Consider the following 20,164-nt stretch of genomic DNA (forward strand, 5'->3'; position numbering starts at 1 on the left):
TACAGTAAAAAACGAATCGCCCACACATCCCTCATTAGGCGATTCGTTTTGTATTATTTAACCACAAGAACCTTGTAATATTCATACTTATTTGGCTGTGTAATCTTAATTTTTTGACCATAGAAACCATCGATTTCTTTGTCAAAATAATCTGAAAATCCTGATGGCAAGCGTTTCATCTTAAGAACTTCTCCAGATTGGTCTGCATATACAAGGAAATGATAGTGGGTTGTAGACATACCATCATCGATCAATACAAAATAACCTGTTTTGAGCTTACCTTGTCCATTATCTAAATAGTATAATTTATTGTTATTGATGGTGAAGTCAGTAGATGGAAGTCTAAGTCGTACACCTGGGTCTTCTAGATAAAGATCATTACCAACTTTTTTGATTTCTGATCTAGTTGTCATCTCTGGAAGTGGTAATACTCTACGACCATCTGCTCCAAAATAATATCGACCTGGTAGATTTTGGAAATTACGAATAACAGCTTTAGGATCAATTTCTTGTCCTTCTTCTTTATTATCTACTAAAGCTAAGATTGTATTTGAAACTTGATCCCCATATTTGTCGGAAAACTTCTTGAACTCCGGTTTGATATACCAAGTGTTTTTATCCACGATAACATCAGTAAAGTTATTTCCGTCAAATTTTGATGTAATCAGATACTCATATCCATCACCTAAACGGACAATATCATCATTTTTATAAGGGCTATTTTGTAAAGTGAACATATGGCCATCCTTACTGAGAATATAGCCTGTCCCATCACTAGAATTTACAACTCTATCAGAGGCCATTGCACCTGATTGTTCAAAATAATACCAATTACCATTTATGAACACCCAACCTGTCATCATAGAACCACTAAAATGAAGATAGTACCAAGTAGACCCTTCTTTGTACCAACCTGTACGCATGGCGCCACTATCTGCGAGCGAATACCAAGTGTTGCCGTCTTTGAGCCAGCCTGTCTGCATTTTACCAGTGCTGTCGAAGTGATACCATGAGCCAGCATTTTGTACCCATTTATCCTTAGCTAGACTGCCATCTTGTGAAAGATTCCAGTCAGCACCATTTTTAACCCAAGTATCTGCAGCCTGTGCTTGGTTGATAGACAAAAGCAGACCAGCACCTACAAGCAGACCAAGAGTAAGTAATTTAGATTTTTTCATAACTATTTCCTCCTGTCATGAAAATTTAAAGTTGCTGTATGATTTTAACCTCCTTTTGGATTTTTTATATTTTATAATATATATGTTAATCTAAATATTTCTAACTCTATTTTACTCCCCTATAAAATGAATGTCAACAAATAACATAAAAACATTGTGAAAAAAATATTTTACCGTACTAGAACTACTTACTCACTTCTTGGTACTAAATTAAGTCATTTCTCCGATATTATTTTATATAACTACTAAAAATCCTCATGCCCCACCAAGTGGTGCTGGAAGGCATAGACTGCAGCCTGGGTACGATCGCTGACTTCAAGTTTGGCAAGAATGTTGGACACGTGGGTCTTGACCGTCTTGAGAGAGATAAAAAGTTCGTCTGCGATACGCTGATTTTCGTATCCCTTGGCGATGAGTTGGAGAACATCTCGCTCACGCGCAGTCAAGTCCTCATGTAGTTCTATGTGATTGCGGTGGTATTCGACCTTCTTGCTGACCTCTTGCTCAATGGCCAACTCGCCAGCAGCCACCTTACGGACAGCGTGAAGCAATTCATCTGCACTAGAAGTCTTGAGCATATAGCCTTTGGCACCAGCATTCAAGACAGGCATGATTTTTTCATTGTTCAAATAAGAGGTCACAATCAAAATCTTGGCATCAGGCCATTCTTTAAGGATAGCTAAGGTCGCGTCAATTCCATTCATCTCAGGCATGACGATATCCATGACAATGACATCTGGACGTAATTCCAAGGCCAAGTCAATGCCCTGAGATCCGTTGGATGCTTCACCCACAACTTCTACATCGTCTTGGAGGTCAAAGTAGCTTTTCAAGCCCAATCGGACCATTTCATGGTCATCTACTAGTAAAATTTTCATCTTTACTCCTTTATCATTCCTTATCGAGCAAGGGAATACGGATATCAACTGCCAGCCCTTGCTTGGGAGCTGTTAATAACTGAACCGTTCCTGCCATATCTTCAACCCGCTCCTTGATATTGCGGAGTCCATAACTCAAATCATCGAAGCTCCCCGACTGGAAACCAATCCCATTATCCACCACCTTCAGTTGCAATTCAAGATCCGTCTGATAGAGATAGACATCCAAACAAGAGGCCTGAGCATGGCGGAGAGTATTGCTGATCAATTCTTGCAGAATACGGAAGATATGCTCCTCGATTTTTTTAGGTAATTTCGTCACATTTTGCTTAAAACTAACCTTGAGATCACTCTTGTCCTCAAGCTCTTTTAAGAGGACTTGAATCCCTTCAACCAGACTCTTCTGTTCCAATTCAACCGGTCGCAAATGCAGGAGCAAGACTCTCAAATCCTTCTGGGCGGTTTCTAAAATAGCTGTGACACTCTGCAACTGGGTCTGCATCTTTTCTCTATCCAATTTCAAAGACTGCTGACTGACACCTGACAAAATCATATGGGCCGCAAACAACTCCTGACTGACTGTATCGTGCAAATCCCGAGCAATCCGCTTCCGTTCTTTCTCGATGATTTCCTCTTCCCGAGAAAGGCTGTGATTTTCAGCCTTTTGAAGAGCTTCTGTCAAGAGGTTAAGTTTACCTGACAAGGACTTGAAACTGGCATCCAAATCTGGATCTGCAAGCTGAACCACTTCTTGCCCTGCCAACAAACGCTTAAGATTAGCCTGCATTTTTCTTAGAGAAAGCTCTTCGACACCTCGCCAAAACAGAGCTAGGAGACAGGTCATGGACATGCTGAATACCAACAATAAAAAGACAAATTTTTCTGTTTTTTCGACATCGTGCAGAAAGATAGACCAGTCAAAGTCAAGGATTTCCAGCAAGCTGTGGGAGAAAAATAAGACAAACAGAAAGGAGGTGAGAGCAATGATTACATAAGCTTGTTTTTTCATCCTCTAACCACCTCCACATCCCCAATCATAGCGGTCAAGAAAATCTTGACGCTCTTGTTACTCTTGAGATAGTCTTTCGTTTCCTGATGATAGTGTTCATTGCGGAGAGCTCGCTTGGGCTGGTTGAAAAAAGTCAAATCACCATAGAGACAGTTAACGCTGAGACTGACTTCCACATCAACAGGTACAATGATTTTAGTCGTTCCTACCATCTTTCTGAGGATAATGACATTGTCATGATTGGTTAGGATGACCCTCTCCAGATGAATAGTGTCCCTACCCATGAGACGAAAGAGATTGATATCATCAAACTTGCAAGTCTGGTAGCTTGAAAAATGATGGAGATTGCCAAACCAACGATTTTTCTCCTTCTTAACCGTCACAACCTCTTCAAAAACCAAATTTGTCTGCTCTTTTTCCTGGTTCATCATCGGGTAAAGAAGAAAGAGACTATAGATGACCGCAACAAAAATAGCTAGAATCACAAAAGGATTGAGCATGACGATGAAAAAGAAAAGAATGCTTGCCACCACTAACAGAAGATTATTGCCCTCTTTACCAGTGTAATAGCGAATCAAAAGCAAAAAGAGGAATAGAATCAGCAGAAAACGCGAAAAATGCTCTGATACCATCAAAATCAGAGCTCCTGTCAAAAGACAGACTTCGATAAATAAAAAGATTTTAAATTTTCTCATAGTTTCATCCTCTCCCTTCTATTTTATCACAATTCAAAAAAGTCACCTCAGTCTGAGGATGGAAAAAAGGCGGTGGTTACGCCTTTTTCATCTGATCCTTTGCTTCTTTTAATTTTCCATATAGAAGATAGTCTACTTTTTGCAAATCTGCTATGGTGGCACAATTAAGAGCACACATAATCAAACGCAGATCGTCTTTCCAGCCTTGAACAATGTCAATCACTTCTTCGACTGTGTAGCTTTCAACCAATTCCAGAATTGTTCGTGACAGTCCTACAGCCTTGGCACCAAAGACCAAGCACTTAATCATATCTAGCGGATTGCGAACGCCACCACTGACCAAGAATTCAACCTTGTCTTTCCAGTCTTGGGCATTGAGAAGGGCTTGCATGGTAGACTGGCCCCATTGATTGAGATAATCACGCTGACCACTACGACGGTTTTCAATATAGGCAAAGCTGGTGCCACCACGACCTGACAGGTCAAAGGTTCGAACACCCAGATCATAGGCTCTTTCGATGGTCTTGGCATCCATTCCAAAGCCAACTTCCTTTAGGACAATCGGAATGGGGATTTGCTTGCTATAGTCTGCTAGATGCGATTGCCAGCTTCTAAACGTTCTTTCTCCCTCAGGCATGAGCAATTCCTGCATAACATTGACATGCACTTGCAAGAGAAGAGGATGCATCTCTTCTACAGTCTGAAGACCTAACTCGACAGGCTTGTCCAATCCAATATTGGTTCCAAGAAGGAGATTTGGATGATCATACTTGACAGAAAAAGAGTCATCTGCTGGATCTTTGAGGGCTACGCTATAAGAACCTGTCACAAACAAAATCCCACAGGCTTCTGCCACCTGAGCTAGTTTTTGATTGATTTCTCTTCCCTTATTACTCCCACCTGTCATAGCATTGATATAGAAAGGAAAGTCCCACTTTCGACCAGCAAACTCTGTGGAAAGATCGATTTCATCCAGATCATAAAGAGGCAAGGAAGAATGAATCAACTCCACCTCATCAAAGCTATTATAGGAACTTTTCTGCTCAAGAGCATAGCGGATATGCTCGTCCTTACGATTTGTCGTCATGTCCTATCCTTTCTTGATATAAGAGCTCAATCCCCAGATCGGCCCAGCGATTTTTTAGGGTTTCAGTTGATTGCTCATCAAAACTCAAGGCAATACCACAGTCACCACCACCAGCACCGCTACTCTTAGCAACAGCTTGCAAATCTTGACTGGCTTCTTTCAGCTGTCTAAGCGAAGTTGTGTAAATATCTGCGCTCAAGCCTTCTAAGAGCTTGCTGGCTACTTCTACTTGCTTGATCACTTTTTCGGTTTGCCCCTGCTCCAAGGCTTCTACCAAAGTAGCCACCGTTTCTTTTGAGGAAGTTAAAAAATTCTGATTGATATTTTGCTTGATTTGCTTGACCATATCACTAGATACAGCCACTTCCTTGGTCCATCCCACTAGGAAATCACATTCTAGGGTTGGTTTCACTTGTGAGATAGAAAAGCCCCAATCACGTTCCAAAACTGTCGCCAAGTTTTCTTCTTTTAGCCAAGCAGCTACCTGCTGGCGGTCAAATGACTGGTAGAGAACCAATTCCTCTGACACAATACAGGCAAGGTCGCCCATGGAACCATTGTCTCCTCGCTTGAGCAAGACAGCACTAGCCAGCTTAAACAAGAGATCTTGATTAACCGAAAGATCATATAGAGCAAGCAGAGCCTTGATAACCAAGACAACGATGCTACCGCTAGAACCTAGACCAAACTTTTTCCCTTCTCGTTCCATTTTTCCACGAATTTCTAGAGAAAAAGGTCGCAAGGTTTGCCCACGATAAACAAGGAAATCTTCCACTAAAGCAATCGTTTCTTGAATCAAGCTATAGTCAGGATTTGGCGTCAAATCCACTGCGAAATCAAACATATCCGAATAGATACGATAACTATCTGAAAAAGCAATCTCGCCCTTCATATAGATGGAGATAGCCTTTATCAAGGCCAACTGCCCTGGCTCTAAAATAGCATATTCACCTGCCCAATAGAGCTTTCCGCAAGTTTTAACAGCAATCATCTTGGCTCAAATCCTTTGTTTTTGACACAATCAAGCGATAACGTTGACCGAAGATTTCTGATAAATGCTCCAAGTCTTTCTCCTGACAGAGGACCTTAACATTGGGACCAGCATCCATGGTAAAGTAGCAGGCCTCTCCTTGCTCACGAAGCTGGCGAACAAAGTCCATAGCCTCATAAGAGGCATCCGTCAGATAAGAAAAGGCTGGACTAGCAGTCTTTGTCGTAGCATGCATAGCCAGGGCATTTTTCTCCGTTAATTCTCCAATCTTGGCAAAATCATTTTCCTTGAGATAAATCAGCATATCCTGATAATCCTTCTCAGACTGACGAACCCAGTCGTCAAAAGTCGTCGAGGTTTCCACACAAAGTTTCATCCCGTCACGGCTAGAGATTGGTTTTTTCTTGTCCTCTAGCACCAACATAATCATAGCTAGTTTCAAGTCTGTCTCTACAGGGTAAATTTCTCCACTATCCTTATCCCAGGCTCCTAGTGGCCCATAAAAACTCCGAGAAGAAGAGCCTGAGGCAAACTTAGCCTCCTGTGCCAACTGGTTCCGAGTCAATCCAAGCTTGAAATAAGCATTGCAAGCTTTGACCAGGGCGGACAAACCACTAGAACTTGATGACAAGCCCGCTGCGGTAGGCATATTGTTTTGAGTATCGATACGAACAAAACCTTCTCCAACTGGACGGTAGCGGTCAATAATCTTACTCATCTTAGCATGCTCAGCCTCATTTTGTAGCTGACCATTGATATAAAAGGCATCAGCTGTCGCATCCGTCGATAGAGATGACAAAGTCGTCTCCGTGTACATATTTTCTAAAGTCAAAGAAATACTGCTAGTAGCAGGCACCATTTCTTTTTCTTTTTTCTTTCCCCAATATTTGATAATAGCAATATTTGCGTAGGAACGTACTGTTACAGGCTCTCTATCCATGTCTTAACAGCTCCTTTCTCTTCTAATCTTTCTGCTAGTTCTTGTGCGTGTGTCAAATTGATTGCCAAGGCTATGATACAGCCTCCAAGCCCACCACCGCTCATCTTAGCACCCAGAGCACCATGACTAAGAGCCGTTTCAACTAGAGAATCCGCCTCTGGGCTACTAACACCAATTGCTTTTAAATGCAAGTGTGCTTTACTGAGGATTTGCCCCAGTCCTTCAGCATCTTTTCTTGTAATCGCTTCTTCTGCCTGCTGGGTCAATTCTCCCAAAGCATGCAAAAACGGTAGGGCATCCTTTCCCTTACTTTGAACCACTTGGATGGCTTCACGAGTGTGACCATAAACGCCTGTATCTGCAATCACCAAATAGGCGGATAAATCCATCTCAAGCTCTGTAAATCCTACATTCTTAATAAAACGAATAGGCTGGTCACTGAGACAGGTCTTGGCATCCAAACCACTAGGATTCATATGGGCAATCATCTCCGCCCTATTGACCAAGATTTCTAGTACATCATGAGGTAGTTCTGCCTGATAGTAGTCAAATACCGCACGAATGGCCGCTATGCTAATAGCAGCTGACGAACCCATTCCCCGTTTTTCAGGAATAGCCGAGTCAATCTCACAGCGAATGCAGGCTTCTTTGATATCCAAATACTCAAGCGAAGCATAAACTGCCATGGACAAGGTATCCTCCTCATAGAGACTCCAAGGACTCACTGCAGGAACTACCTTACAAGTCACCTCCACTTCCAAAAGAGGCAGGGAAATGGCAGGATAACCGTAAACAACCGCATGCTCCCCTATTAAAATAATCTTACTATGTGCCTGACCGACACCCACTTTTTTTATCATGTTTTCCTTTTACTAGACGAAAAAGACCGTCTTATTTTTTCATACAAGTATTGCTTCTCTCCCATCTATTTTATTATATTTTCACAAAAAAAGCGATTGTTTCCTTCACAATCGCTTCTTTCATTATCGAACCCATTCACCATTATAGTTGACAGAATAGCCATCTACAGTGGTATTCACTGCTAAAGCACCTGAGCTATAAACATAGTACCATTTACTACCAACCTGGAACCAACCAGTCACCATGGCTCCTGATGAACGGAGATAGTACCACTTGTTACCGAGGTATTGCCAACCTGTTTTCATATCACCATTTAGATCATCTAAATAGTACCAAGTTGAGCTTTCCTGATACCAGCCTGTTGCCATGGCACCTGATGAACGGAGATAGTACCACTTATTACCAAGGTATTTCCAACCAGTTTGCATGATACCAGTTTCTGGATTTAGATAGTACCAAGTTGAGTTATCATTGATCCAACCCGCACGTCTTTCACCCCCAAGGTAGTCTTTCCCTGAATAACCTATTTTTGCTAAGTAATACCAGTTAGACTGATCATAAAGCCAACCTGTTTTTAAAGAATGGTCTTGATCAAAGTAATAATTTGCTAATTTAAGAACTTCTAAGCCCTCAAAGCCTTCACCATGTTTTTTGCCAACATTTAACGAATCCTTAACTTCTAATTGTTTCCATCCAACAAATTCTTGTAGGACCCCATCTTGGTTAAAGTAGTACCACTTCGGTTGAAGGGCAATTTCGAAAACTGGTCGATTATCAAATAAATCATCACGATAACCTGTCCCAGGAATTTCTAAGTATTGCCAACCAACTACCATTTCTCCACTATCACCGAAATAGTAGGTTTTACCGTCTATTTTATGCCAATAGATTGCTTTATGGTCATCTTTTATATAATATTTTCTATTATCCTTATCAACAAACTGTCCACCTGTAGTATCCGCCAATACTGTACTTGTCGCTAGCAAACCAAAGAAAAAGATTGCTAATGCGATTTGCATCAATTTTTTTATTATTTTCATTAGACCTATCCTCCATAACTGATTGTAGCAAATACAAAATCGCATGTCAACATATAAAGAACTCATATAAAAAGCAGTTACATAACTGCAACTGCTTTTCTATTCTTGCATGGTGTAACCAACACCACGTACTGTTTTAATGTAGCTTTTTTGACCTTTTACATCAAGCTTGCTACGTAGATAACGGATATAGACATCCACGATATTAGTCTCTGTCGCACTTTCGTACTTCCAAACACTTTCCAACAACTGCTCACGAGTCAGAACTTTCTTGCTTCCCATGAGAGTAGCCAGAAGGTCATACTCACGACGCGTCAGAGCAATCATCTCTTCGCCACGATAAACGGTATGATGTTCTACATCCATACGCAGATTGCGGTAAGATGTTGGAACCTTCATCTGACTACAGTGTTGGTCGATGAAGTCCCGACCTCGGAAAATCGCTGAAATACGAGCTACCAGATTCTCAATAATAACTGGCTTATAGATGTAAGAAACGGCAAAGCGTTGGATTGTCTCAATCTGATCTTGCAATTCTTCGCGATGGTCCAAGACCATGATGACTGAAGCTGGCTTAGTCCGACTCAGCTTATCTGCAAAATCCTGGGCTGTCATATCCCCCAGATGAGCATTCAATAAAATCAAGTCATAGTCTGTCTGAAGAGCCATGGAGAGGGCTTTTTGCCCCTCCTCAACCTGATCAACTCGGTATTGCTCTTTTTGGAGTTCCAAACTTAAAAAATGAGCTAGATTTCGTTCTTTCTCAAGTAATAAAATCCGTTTCCCCATGGCAGACCTACTTATTTTTCGTCATACCAAGAGTAGTGGAAGGTCCCTTCTTTGTCTTTACGTTGGTAAGTGTGGGCACCAAAGTAGTCACGTTGCGCTTGGATCAAGTTAGCTGGAAGGTCAGCTGAACGGTAGCTATCAAAGTAAGTAATCGCTGCTGAGAAAGTTGGCACTGGCACACCAGCTTGAACAGCAAGAGCTACGATATCACGCACTGCTTGTTGGTACTTAGCAGTAACATCCAAGAAGTACTCATCCAAAAGAAGGTTAGCAAGGTCTGCATCACGGTTGTAGGCATCTGTAATCTTTTGCAAGAAACGAGAACGGATAATACAACCATCACGCCAGATAGAGGCGATGTCTGCAAATGGCAAGTTCCAGTTGTTTTCTTTAGAAGCTACACGCAATTGAGCAAAACCTTGTGCATATGAAATGATTTTTGAGAAGTAAAGGGCTTGACGGATCTTTTCAATCAACTCAGCCTTGTCTCCTTCAAATTTGAAGGCAGCTGGTTTTGGAAGAACCTTGCTAGCATGTACACGTTCTTCTTTGTAAGTAGAGATGTAACGTGCAAATACTGACTCAGTGATGAGTGACAATGGCACACCAAGGTCAAGTGACGATTGGCTAGTCCATTTACCAGTTCCCTTGTTACCTGCAGCATCAAGGATGTAGTCTACGATTGGTCCATCTTGACCTTCATCGTCTTTACGGCTCAAGATATCAGCTGTGATTTCGATCAAGTAGCTGTCCAATTCACCCTTGTTCCACTCAGTAAAGATTTCAGCCATATCTTCTGCAGAAAGTCCTAGCAAGTGTTGCATCAAGTCATAGCTTTCTGCGATCAATTGCATATCACCATACTCGATACCGTTGTGAACCATTTTCACATAGTGACCAGCTCCATCAGGACCGATGTAAGTCACACATGGTTTGCCATCTTCTGGTGCTTTAGCTGAGATTTCTTCAAGAACATCCGCAACCAATTCGTAGGCCTCTTTTTGTCCACCAGGCATGATAGAAGGACCTTCAAGGGCACCTTTTTCACCACCAGAAACCCCAGTACCGATAAAGTTGATACCTGAGTTTGCCAATTCTTCATTACGACGGATGGTATCTTTGTAGAAAGTGTTTCCTCCGTCAATCAAGATATCACCCTTGTCAAGGTGTGGAAGAAGGGCTTGGATAGTAGCATCTGTACCAGGTCCAGCTTGAACCATGAGCATGATACGACGAGGTTTTTCGATTGAGTTTACAAAACTTTCAACATCATAGCTTGGCACAAAGTTCTTTTCAGGATGGCAAGCAATCACATCTTCAGTTTTTTCTTTACTACGGTTGTAAATAGCAACTGTGTAACCACGAGATTCAATATTAAGGGCAAGGTTACGACCCATTACGGCCATACCTACGACACCAAAGTTAGCTTTTGTCATTTGACACTCCTCTTGTTTGATTTGTTTTATTTTATCATTTTTACTTTTGAAAAGAAAGAATTTTGTAACGACTGCTTAGTAGTCCAAGTCATCCGCATGACCAGCTCCATTTCCGACAAAGTAGCCTGTCTTACAGTTAAGGGTAAAGAGATAGGTTCCATCTGGCTTGTAGAGGTTGTAATAACCATTGCCGTTAACGATATTGACACGTTCAAGGATATACTGGTCTCCAGTGATATAGCCACGTGAACGTGAAGTCGCTAGAATTTGTTCCAAGACACCATCCGCAAAATCCCAAGCAGAGTTGTTACTATCATCAATAGCAGACTGATTATAGGCAACACGACTGGCACTTCTTTGAACAGCAACCCCTGCACTTGATACGCCCATATTGACTTCGCTACGAGAACTTCTAGTCTCATTTGAGGCAGTATTTGAGCTACTTGGGATTGTCTCACTGGTCGTATTTGAGCTTGCTTGACTAGAGCTTGAGCTACTAGTTTGACTTGAACTTGAGCTCGAAGTACTTGTTTGCTGGCTCTTACCAAGGCTGATAGCTTTATCTAGCACTTTATCAAGCTCCGTATTTCCAGTTTTAATATCTGTAAATTTAGCATCCGATTTGGCTTTGGCATTGGTATCCAAGACACCATCCACAATAGCTGGTTTTTCAAATTGTGCATTGACATCTTGAATGGCCTTGATTTGCGTTGCTAGACTATCATATTTAGATTTGGCAAGCGTATGTTCACGACTACCTTCCAGCTTATCAAGTAAGGTCTTGAGTTGACTTAGTTTATCAAACTGGCTATTTTTCAAGGCCGTTTTATTGCTGTCTGTGTAGAAGGCGTCATAAAGTGTATTAAAATCATCCACATCCGATTGATTGGCTGTAGTTGATTGAGAAGTTTCAATTTCCTTGGTCGAGCGATTCACTTGACGATAGACATAATAAGCACTGACACAGATAATCACTGATACAAGCGCTAGGACGGTCAAAATAAAGCCTTTTTTGCTTTTCTTTTCTAAGTCTTCTTGTTCCAGACGAGAAAGGTTTTGCTCCTCTTCCACTTCCTCAGTCATTTCTGTTGGATTTTCATCCTCTAGCAATAGAGGATCCAAGCCTTGCTCCTCATCATCCAGAGGCAAGGGTGGTAAGATGTCTTCAGAAGATGGAACTTCCTCCGAATAAGCTTCTGACTCTTCTACAGCCTCACGCATCTCTTGGATCAAGTCATCCAGACTTTGAGTTTCGACTAACTCCTCTTTTTTGTATTGGCGAGTCGCAAACTTATCTGCTTCGATTTCATCTTTGTGTTGCTTAACATACTTGTCCAAAATGGAATCTTCAGGCAAGACTCCTGCTTCCACTTCTTCATTTTTACGAATAGCTTGACCAACTGTTAGCTCTTTTGCTTCATCAAAATCAAATTGCGGTTCTTGACCTTCTTTTTTATGACGATTTCGTCTTTTCTTACTCATGAGTATCCCTTTCTATTTTACCTCTTGCCGTTTAACACGCTGACCAAAATATTGATACAGATCCACTTTCAAGGTTCCATTGTATAACTTACGTTTCTTATCCGCCTGACTACCGTACTTGGTCTCCAAGGCTTCATCACTAGTTAGGATAAACTTGCTCCAGGTTTTCAGCGGTGCAAATACTTGACCCATTTCAGCATAAAGCTTGGTAACACCTGCATCATCTGACAAACGTTCACCATAAGGCGGATTGGAGATAATCACACCATTAATTTTATCGGAACGTAAATCCTGCACGCGCATCTGCTTAAAGGCAATATCTCCTGCAACCCCTGCTGCCTGAGCATTGGCCTTAGCAATTTCCACCATACGAGCATCAATATCACAACCCATGATATCCAGTTCCAGCTCACGATCCACTTTTTTAGCCGCCTCTGTGCGCACTTCTTGAATCAAGCGATCGCTGACCCAGTTCCACTCCTCAAAAGCAAAAGAGCGACGAAGTCCTGGTGCCATCTTTCGAGCAATCATAACTGCCTCAATACAGAAAGTCCCCGAACCACAGGTCGGATCAATCAAAGGCTTGTCTGGATACCAGTTAGAAAGTTGCAAAATGGCTGCCGCCATGTTTTCCTTGATAGGAGCGCCACCCTTTTCCGTACGATAACCACGTTTAAAGAGGCTAGACCCTGTCGTATCAATCATGACAGTTGCCACATCTTTTAGAATAGAGACCTCAATCTTAAACTCTGGGCCATTCTCCATCAGAGGGACACCTTCTGGGCGAGCATAGTGTTTCTGCAATTTCTTAACAACAGCCTTCTTTGAAATTGCCTGCACACTTGGCTCATTGTGAAGCTTGGACTTAACACATTTGGCTTTTGAAATCGGGAATCGAGCTCCAAGTGGTAAATAATTTTCCCAATCTAAAGCGAAAACTCCCTGAAACAGCTCTTCAAAAGTCTTAGCTGGGAAAGTTCCTACGATAATTTTGATACGATCTGCTGCGCGAAGCCAGAGGTTGGTTTCGATAATCGCTCTCACGTCTCCTTGAAAACGAACACGACCATTTTCAACCTGACAATCATAGCCCAACTCTCGCACTTCACGACCAACGACAGCCTCAAGCCCTGCTGCCACAGTTGCAATTAAATTAAATTCTTTTTTCATGTTACAGTCTTGCAAGACCTTTCTATATGTCCACTTTAAAAAATGAGGTTGAGAAAATTTCTCAGCCCCAACCTATATGCAATTTTCTATAAGCCATGTTTTGTTCCAGAAGTGACTAGGACCACTTCCTTCGATAATCATCTGTCTACCACTAACAGCTCTAGCTGATAGCAGTCAGAATACTACGTTCGTTTCCGCGTACTCCATGCCCCGACCAAAATTTGGGTTGCTAGCTTGAGGGGTTTACCGCGTTCCACTCTCTCTGTTTCCAGAAAGACTCCGTCACTGTGGCACTTTCAAGCCTACTCTGGCCTATCCAAGGACTTAGCCATTTCAACTGCCGTAACGATTTCTCGTCCCTAGGCTTATGGTTTCGCCTAGCACAAACACTACAGGCATCACAGCCTGTGCTAGCATGGACTTTCCTCATGAGAAGCAATTCTCCTCACGCGATTATCCAAAAATTGCATGTAACAAGACCTGAATTACAAATCAGTATTGTCTAAAATTTGTTTACCGAATACTTCTTTTTCAAGACGATTCAAGCGTTTCAAAATATCAAAATTCGTCATAGAAGATGAAGCTGCCACATCAATTGGATCTGGGTGACTAGGACTTGGAGCCGAGCTCACTTGCGGTTTACGAGTTAATTCTTCCTTCAAATCCGCAATCTCCTGACGAAGTGACTTGACCAAGGCAGCATAGGTTTCATAATCCTTAATGACATCGTCTAAAAACTCATCAACTTCTACCTTGCTATAGCCACGGACTTCACGTCCAAACTCTTGTTCAAAAATATCTTTTGCTGAAAAAATAATACTTGCCATGTCTCTCTCCATTCTCGCTTGCTAGTATTATTATATAAAAAAAGGCAAACAAAAATCAAGGTCAAAGCTTCAATTTTCGGAAAAATTTTCAGCAAGTTCATTTAATTGATCAAATGTTAATCTCTTTATAAAATAGTCCTCTTGATTTTTCATCTTTTGGTAAAAATAAGCTAGTTTCGTTTCATTTTCTTCATCATAAAAAAGATAGGAACTAGTCGTGTTTTCCAGCAAAAACTGCTGGTAATCTCTTAACTGCCCCTTGTGTTCATAGCGAGGATAGGCATATTTGACAAAGTCTACCTGCTTAAAGCGGCTCAGTTTCATCTGATTGCCTTCATTCCAATTTTCCCCATGGGTTTCAAAAGCAAAAATGGTCGCCAACTGGAAACCGTACTCGGTTTTCATCTCCTGAGCAACCTCTAAAACCCAATATTCAAAACCCAAACTTCCTGTAAACACAAGCCAAGACACCCCATCTGCTGCCATAGCCTCTAAATCTTTACGTATTGCTTTTTTTATCAATTTAAGACGAGGATCCTTATCAGAAAACAAACCCAAATCAAAAGCAGAATAGCCTAAAACCAAAGCTGTAGCCATTTTTAACCCTTTCTGTGCAAATTTATGGTATAATAGAGTGATGTTATTGTACCAATAAGGAGAATTATGGTCAACTATCCACATAAACTTTCATCACAAAAAAGACAACCATCTCTTTCTCAACCCAAAAATTTCGCAAACCGAGGAATGTCTTTTGAAAAGATGATCAATGCTACCAACGACTACTATTTGTCTCAGGGCTTGGCTGTTATACACAAGAAACCAACTCCTATTCAAATTGTACGTGTGGACTATCCACAACGAAGTCGTGCCAAGATTGTTGAGGCCTATTTTCGACAAGCTTCAACGACGGACTATTCTGGCGTTTATAATGGATATTACATCGACTTTGAAGCCAAGGAAACAAAACAAAAACGTGCGATTCCGATGAAAAATTTTCATCCACATCAGATTCAGCATATGGAACAAGTCCTTGCCCAACAAGGAATCTGCTTTGTCCTTCTTCACTTTTCTTCTCAGCAAGAAACCTACTTATTGCCGGCATTCGATTTGATTCGCTTCTATCATCAAGATAAGGGACAAAAATCAATGCCACTTGGATATATTCGAGAATATGGATATGAAATCAAGGCTGGTGCTTTCCCTCAAATTCCCTATCTCAATGTTATCAAAGAACATTTATTAGGTGGTAAAACAAGATGAACAAACCAACGATTCTGCGCCTAATCAAGTATCTGAGCATTAGCTTCTTAAGCTTGGTTATCGCATCCATTGTCTTAGGCGGAGGAGTTTTTTTCTACTACGTTAGCAAGGCTCCTAACCTATCCGAGAGCAAACTAGTTGCAACAACCTCTAGTAAAATCTACGACAATAAAAATCAACTCATTGCTGACTTGGGTTCTGAACGCCGCGTCAATGCCCAAGCTAATGATATTCCCACAGATTTGGTTAAAGCAATCGTTTCTATCGAAGACCATCGCTTCTTCGACCACAGGGGGATTGATACCATCCGTATCCTGGGAGCTTTCTTGCGCAATCTGCAAAGCAATTCCCTCCAAGGTGGATCAACTCTCACCCAACAGTTGATTAAGTTGACTTACTTTTCAACCTCGACTTCCGACCAGACTATTTCTCGTAAGGCTCAGGAAGCTTGGTTAGCGATTCAGTTAGAACAAAAAGCAACTAAGCAAGAAATCTTGACCTACTATATAAATAAGGTCTACATGTCTAATGGCAACTATGGAATGCAGACAGCAGCTCAAAACTACTACGGTAAAGACCTCAATAATTTAAGTTTACCTCAGTTAGCCTTGCTGGCTGGAATGCCTCAGGCACCAAACCAATATGACCCCTATTCACATCCAGAAGCAGCCCAAGACCGCCGAAACTTGGTCTTATCTGAAATGAAAAATCAAGGCTACATCTCTGCTGAACAGTATGAGAAAGCAGTCAACACACCAATTACTGATGGACTACAAAGTCTCAAATCAGCAAGTAATTACCCTGCTTACATGGATAATTACCTCAAGGAAGTCATCAATCAAGTTGAAGAAGAAACAGGCTATAACCTGCTCACGACTGGGATGGATGTCTACACAAATGTAGACCAAGAAGCTCAAAAACATCTGTGGGATATTTACAATACAGACGAATACGTTGCCTATCCAGATGATGAATTGCAAGTTGCTTCTACCATTGTTGATGTTTCTAACGGTAAAGTCATTGCACAACTTGGTGCTCGTCATCAAGCAAGTAATGTTTCATTCGGCACCAACCAGGCTGTGGAGACCAATCGTGACTGGGGTTCTAGTATGAAACCAATCACTGACTATGCTCCCGCTTTAGAATATGGAGTCTATGACTCTACTGCAACTATAGTACATGATGTTCCTTATAACTATCCTGGCACTGATACTCCACTCTACAACTGGGATCATGGCTACTTTGGAAACATTACAATCCAGTATGCTCTTCAACAATCACGAAATGTCACAGCCGTTGAGACTTTGAATAAGGTCGGTCTAGATAGAGCTAAAACCTTCCTTAATGGTCTTGGTATCGACTATCCAAGCATGCATTATGCAAACGCCATTTCAAGTAATACAACAGAATCTAACAAACAATACGGTGCAAGCAGTGAAAAAATGGCTGCTGCTTATGCTGCCTTTGCCAACGGTGGAATTTACCACAAACCCATGTATATCAATAAGGTCGTCTTCAGTGACGGTAGTGAAAAAGAATTTTCTGATGCTGGTACACGAGCTATGAAAGAGACTACGGCCTATATGATGACCGAAATGATGAAAACAGTCTTAGTTTATGGTATCGGACGTGGTGCCTACCTACCATGGCTTCCACAAGCTGGTAAGACTGGTACTTCTAACTATACTGATGAAGAAATCGAAAAATATGTCAAAAACACTGGCTACGTAGCTCCAGATGAATCGTTTGTAGGTTATACTCGTAAGTATTCTATGGCTGTATGGACTGGTTACTCAAATCGTTTAACTCCTATCGTTGGAGATGGTTTCCTAGTTGCAGCTAAAGTTTATCGCTCAATGATAACGTATCTATCAGAAGATACTCATCCAGAAGACTGGACGATGCCAGACGGACTTTTCAGAAACGGGGAATTTGTATTCAAAAATGGAGCTCGCCCAATATGGACTGAACCCTCTACTCAACAATCCTCAACAGCTGAAAGTTCAACTACACAGGCAAGTACTACGGTTGGTCAACAACCCAATAATGCTCCAGCAACTGATCCTAATCAAGGACAAGCTGTTCAACCGACACAACCAGTACAACCAACGCCACAAAATCCACAAGTTCAACAGCAACCACAACAGTAAACGAAAAAATCCTGAGAACTCTAAACTCAGGATTTTGTCATTTTCAAAATGAAATACAGAGATCAAGTACATTTCCCCACAATAAAACGCATACGATCAAGGCTTTCATCACCTGACAATATGCGTTTTGCTTTTAAGGACTTTTTGCTCAGTCTCTTTTTATCTTATTTCACATGTTTTGCGAGTTCTTCTTGCGCTTTTTTATTGGATTCTGCTTTTTCTTTCATCCATTTTTCTTGAGCTTTTTGATATTCATCTGCAGTAACTGCCTTGTCTTGAAGTTCAAGGTATTTATACAAGACTGGGTCACTTGTACCTTTATTTCCTGACAATGCAAATGGTATTGTAAATGGTACCATCTTAGACAAGATTGGACGACCAGTTTTAGAAGTTGTTGGGATGATCAAGGCACTATCTGTCAACCAAGCTTGGGCTGCTGCGTATTTATCATATCGTTTAGCAACATCTGTAGTCTCATCACCAGCTTCAGTAACCAATTTTTCGTAGTCATATAGACCTACTTTTTTAGCAGCTACATTATCTTCCCCTGAGTCAAATCCTAAATATGTTTTAGTACTTTCTCCTACAGAAGGTTTGATAATATCAAGGTAGGTTGATGGATCGGCAAAGTCTGGACCCCAACCGACATTATCTGATAAATCCCAGTCTTCGCCAGCAGCATTTTCGGCAAATAGAGTTACATTAAGCAATTCATCTTTTTGCAATTGTTGGATATCAATAACGACATTATCAGTTCCTAAAGTTGCTTCCAAGGATTGTTTCATAGATTGGACACGTTGAACTTTTGTAGTTGCTGTCTGGTCAACAGGCATATCTAGGTGAATTGGGAATTGTACTCCCTCAGCTTGTAGGGCTGATTTGGCTTTGGCAAATTCTGCTTTAGCTTTTTCTGGATTGTAGAGACCATCTTGTGAATCTGCAAGATTGACATCCTTCCATTCATCCCCATAAGTCACTAATTTTTCTTTGACTATATCGCCAAAGTTCTTCCCATCTGCTTGAACAAATGTTGGTGGCACAAAGAGATTACGCAAGATTTTGCTTGCTCCAGTTTCTCCATTCAACTGAGAAGCATAAGCTGTACGGTCAAAACCAAAGGCAATAGCCTGACGGAAATCCTTGTTTAAGAGAGCTTTTTTAGTAGATGTCTTTTGTTCGTCGCTAGTCTTAGATGTGTGTTTATAAGATTGACGGTCAATATTTGTTCCTACTAAATAAGTCGTAGAGTCTTGTTGAGTATAGACAATATTGTCTTTCATACTCTTCTCAAGCTCTGCGAAACTTGCACTTGTTGGATAAAGACGAGCTGCTGTAAGGCTACCATCTTTAAAGTTTTCTGCTGGTTTGCTGGTATCTTGCCCATCCCAGAATGACAATTTGACCTTGTCAATATGCACATTGTCTTTATCCCAGTAGTTCGGATTTTTCGCAAATTCAACAGAGGATTTAGTTACAATGGATTTCAACAAATAAGGGCCGTTATACAAGAGACTACTTGGATCCGTAGCTTTGGCAAAATCATCCCCTTTTGAATTCAAAAACTCTTCATTGACTGGCGCAAGCACACCCATGGTTGTTTTAGAATTCCAAAAAGTTTCAGGTTTGTTCAAGGTGTATTGGACTGTCTGATCGTCAAGGGCTTTAATCCCGACTTGAGCAAAGTCTGTGATTTCACCTTTGGCATAGGCATCCAGACCTTTGATTGAATCCTGTACCAAGTAAAGGGCTTCTGCTTTCTTATCTGTTGCATATTTAAGTCCTGTTACAAAGTCCTGAGCCTTAACAGGAGCGTACTCTTCTCCCTCAGATGTATACCACTTGGCATCCTGACGAATCTTATAAGTATAAGTCAAGCCATCCTTAGAGACCGACCAGTCTTCTGCCATTGAGGGAATAAGGTTCCCGTATTTATCATTTTCAAGTAATCCATCGATCACATTACTAGTAATCTCAGAAGTTGCTGCCTTACCAGTTGTCAAATAGTTGAGATTATCTGGATGTGTCTCGTAGGTAAAGGCAAAGGTTTTTTCACCTTGAGCACCTGAACCCCCAGAACAAGCAGCTAAAACACCAGCTGCTAATAAGGTTACTCCCGCAAGAGCCAATACTTTTCTTGTTTTCATAGTCTTCTCCTTTGTTTTTTTATTCATTATAGACTCTTTTTCAAGTCCTGTCAATAGAATTTTCTGAATTTTAAGAGTTATTTGTTATATTTGATATATTCTGAAAAATAAAATTGTTCATTTATGCCAAAAAAAAGCCAACAGAAGTTCTCTTCTGATAACCAGAAAAGAATCTTGTTGACCTTACTTCTAAAAATCTTAAGTAGCAAAGATTCTAAAATGACAGA

The 20,164-nt window shown here is 41.1% G+C and carries 18 protein-coding genes and 1 other RNA gene; 2 read left to right on the forward strand and 17 right to left on the reverse strand.

The window, feature by feature from the left end; translation table 11 throughout:
- Positions 1–53: 53 nt before the first annotated feature.
- The 16 genes from ACLV7Q_RS08615 to ACLV7Q_RS08690 form a co-directional block, all read right to left on the reverse strand.
- Complete coding sequence (locus tag ACLV7Q_RS08615) at positions 54–1,178, reverse strand: N-acetylmuramoyl-L-alanine amidase family protein (protein ID WP_218757184.1); 1,125 nt, start codon at positions 1,176–1,178, stop codon at positions 54–56.
- Positions 1,179–1,423: 245 nt separating this feature from the next.
- Positions 1,424–2,056 (reverse strand): response regulator, encoded by a 633-nt coding sequence (locus tag ACLV7Q_RS08620; RefSeq protein WP_218757185.1) that lies wholly within the window; start codon positions 2,054–2,056, stop codon positions 1,424–1,426.
- 13 nt (positions 2,057–2,069) lie between these two features.
- A complete protein-coding gene (locus ACLV7Q_RS08625) occupies positions 2,070–3,065 on the reverse strand; it encodes a sensor histidine kinase (protein ID WP_218757186.1) in 996 nt (331 codons plus the stop codon).
- Complete coding sequence (liaF, locus tag ACLV7Q_RS08630) at positions 3,062–3,760, reverse strand: cell wall-active antibiotics response protein LiaF (protein WP_050225972.1); 699 nt, start codon at positions 3,758–3,760, stop codon at positions 3,062–3,064. The genes ACLV7Q_RS08625 and liaF overlap by 4 nt, the downstream gene beginning before the upstream one ends.
- Before the next feature lie 76 nt (positions 3,761–3,836).
- Entirely contained in the window at positions 3,837–4,847 is a 1,011-nt protein-coding gene (gene fni / locus ACLV7Q_RS08635; RefSeq protein WP_218757187.1) for a type 2 isopentenyl-diphosphate Delta-isomerase, read from the reverse strand.
- The gene (locus ACLV7Q_RS08640) at positions 4,831–5,838 is read right to left on the reverse strand and encodes a phosphomevalonate kinase (protein ID WP_218757188.1); all 1,008 of its coding nucleotides are present in this window, start codon (positions 5,836–5,838) and stop codon (positions 4,831–4,833) included. Before ACLV7Q_RS08640 ends, fni begins: the two co-directional genes overlap by 17 nt.
- Entirely contained in the window at positions 5,825–6,778 is a 954-nt protein-coding gene (gene mvaD / locus ACLV7Q_RS08645; protein ID WP_218757189.1) for a diphosphomevalonate decarboxylase, read from the reverse strand. Before mvaD ends, ACLV7Q_RS08640 begins: the two co-directional genes overlap by 14 nt.
- Positions 6,760–7,638, reverse strand: coding sequence for a mevalonate kinase (gene mvk, locus ACLV7Q_RS08650; protein WP_218757190.1), 879 nt, complete (start codon positions 7,636–7,638; stop codon positions 6,760–6,762). The genes mvaD and mvk overlap by 19 nt, the downstream gene beginning before the upstream one ends.
- Before the next feature lie 123 nt (positions 7,639–7,761).
- Entirely contained in the window at positions 7,762–8,679 is a 918-nt protein-coding gene (locus tag ACLV7Q_RS08655) for an N-acetylmuramoyl-L-alanine amidase family protein (RefSeq protein WP_218757191.1), read from the reverse strand.
- Positions 8,680–8,778: 99 nt separating this feature from the next.
- Positions 8,779–9,468 (reverse strand): response regulator transcription factor, encoded by a 690-nt coding sequence (locus ACLV7Q_RS08660; RefSeq protein ID WP_000518028.1) that lies wholly within the window; start codon positions 9,466–9,468, stop codon positions 8,779–8,781.
- An 11-nt stretch (positions 9,469–9,479) separates the two neighbouring features.
- On the reverse strand, positions 9,480–10,904 hold the full coding sequence (gene gndA, locus ACLV7Q_RS08665; protein WP_000158778.1) for an NADP-dependent phosphogluconate dehydrogenase: 1,425 nt from the start codon (positions 10,902–10,904) through the stop codon (positions 9,480–9,482).
- 75 nt (positions 10,905–10,979) lie between these two features.
- On the reverse strand, positions 10,980–12,386 hold the full coding sequence (mapZ, locus tag ACLV7Q_RS08670; RefSeq protein WP_218757192.1) for a cell division site-positioning protein MapZ: 1,407 nt from the start codon (positions 12,384–12,386) through the stop codon (positions 10,980–10,982).
- Between the two features lie 12 nt (positions 12,387–12,398).
- Positions 12,399–13,556 carry a THUMP domain-containing class I SAM-dependent RNA methyltransferase gene (locus ACLV7Q_RS08675; protein WP_218757193.1) on the reverse strand — a complete coding sequence of 386 codons (1,158 nt, stop codon included), beginning with the start codon at positions 13,554–13,556 and terminating at the stop codon, positions 12,399–12,401.
- 84 nt (positions 13,557–13,640) lie between these two features.
- Positions 13,641–14,021: RNase P RNA component class B (gene rnpB, locus ACLV7Q_RS08680), an RNA gene on the reverse strand.
- Between the two features lie 20 nt (positions 14,022–14,041).
- Complete coding sequence (gene gpsB / locus ACLV7Q_RS08685; protein WP_000146532.1) at positions 14,042–14,383, reverse strand: cell division regulator GpsB; 342 nt, start codon at positions 14,381–14,383, stop codon at positions 14,042–14,044.
- A gap of 69 nt (positions 14,384–14,452) precedes the next feature.
- A complete protein-coding gene (locus ACLV7Q_RS08690) occupies positions 14,453–14,980 on the reverse strand; it encodes a DUF1273 domain-containing protein (protein WP_000179549.1) in 528 nt (175 codons plus the stop codon).
- Between the two features lie 66 nt (positions 14,981–15,046).
- On the opposite strand from ACLV7Q_RS08690, the gene recU reads away from it, so the two are divergent.
- Both recU and pbp1a read left to right on the forward strand, forming a co-directional pair.
- The gene (gene recU / locus ACLV7Q_RS08695) at positions 15,047–15,643 is read left to right on the forward strand and encodes a Holliday junction resolvase RecU (protein WP_000248774.1); all 597 of its coding nucleotides are present in this window, start codon (positions 15,047–15,049) and stop codon (positions 15,641–15,643) included.
- A complete protein-coding gene (gene pbp1a, locus ACLV7Q_RS08700; RefSeq protein WP_218757194.1) occupies positions 15,640–17,793 on the forward strand; it encodes a penicillin-binding protein PBP1A in 2,154 nt (717 codons plus the stop codon). Before recU ends, pbp1a begins: the two co-directional genes overlap by 4 nt.
- A 164-nt stretch (positions 17,794–17,957) precedes the next feature.
- Here pbp1a and ACLV7Q_RS08705 read toward each other — a convergent pair whose 3' ends face one another.
- Positions 17,958–19,937 carry a peptide ABC transporter substrate-binding protein gene (locus ACLV7Q_RS08705; protein ID WP_000857588.1) on the reverse strand — a complete coding sequence of 660 codons (1,980 nt, stop codon included), beginning with the start codon at positions 19,935–19,937 and terminating at the stop codon, positions 17,958–17,960.
- Positions 19,938–20,164: the final 227 nt, after the last annotated feature.

Origin of the sequence: Streptococcus mitis, from assembly GCF_965111725.1 — a bacterium.
Lineage (GTDB): Bacteria > Bacillota > Bacilli > Lactobacillales > Streptococcaceae > Streptococcus > Streptococcus mitis_DV.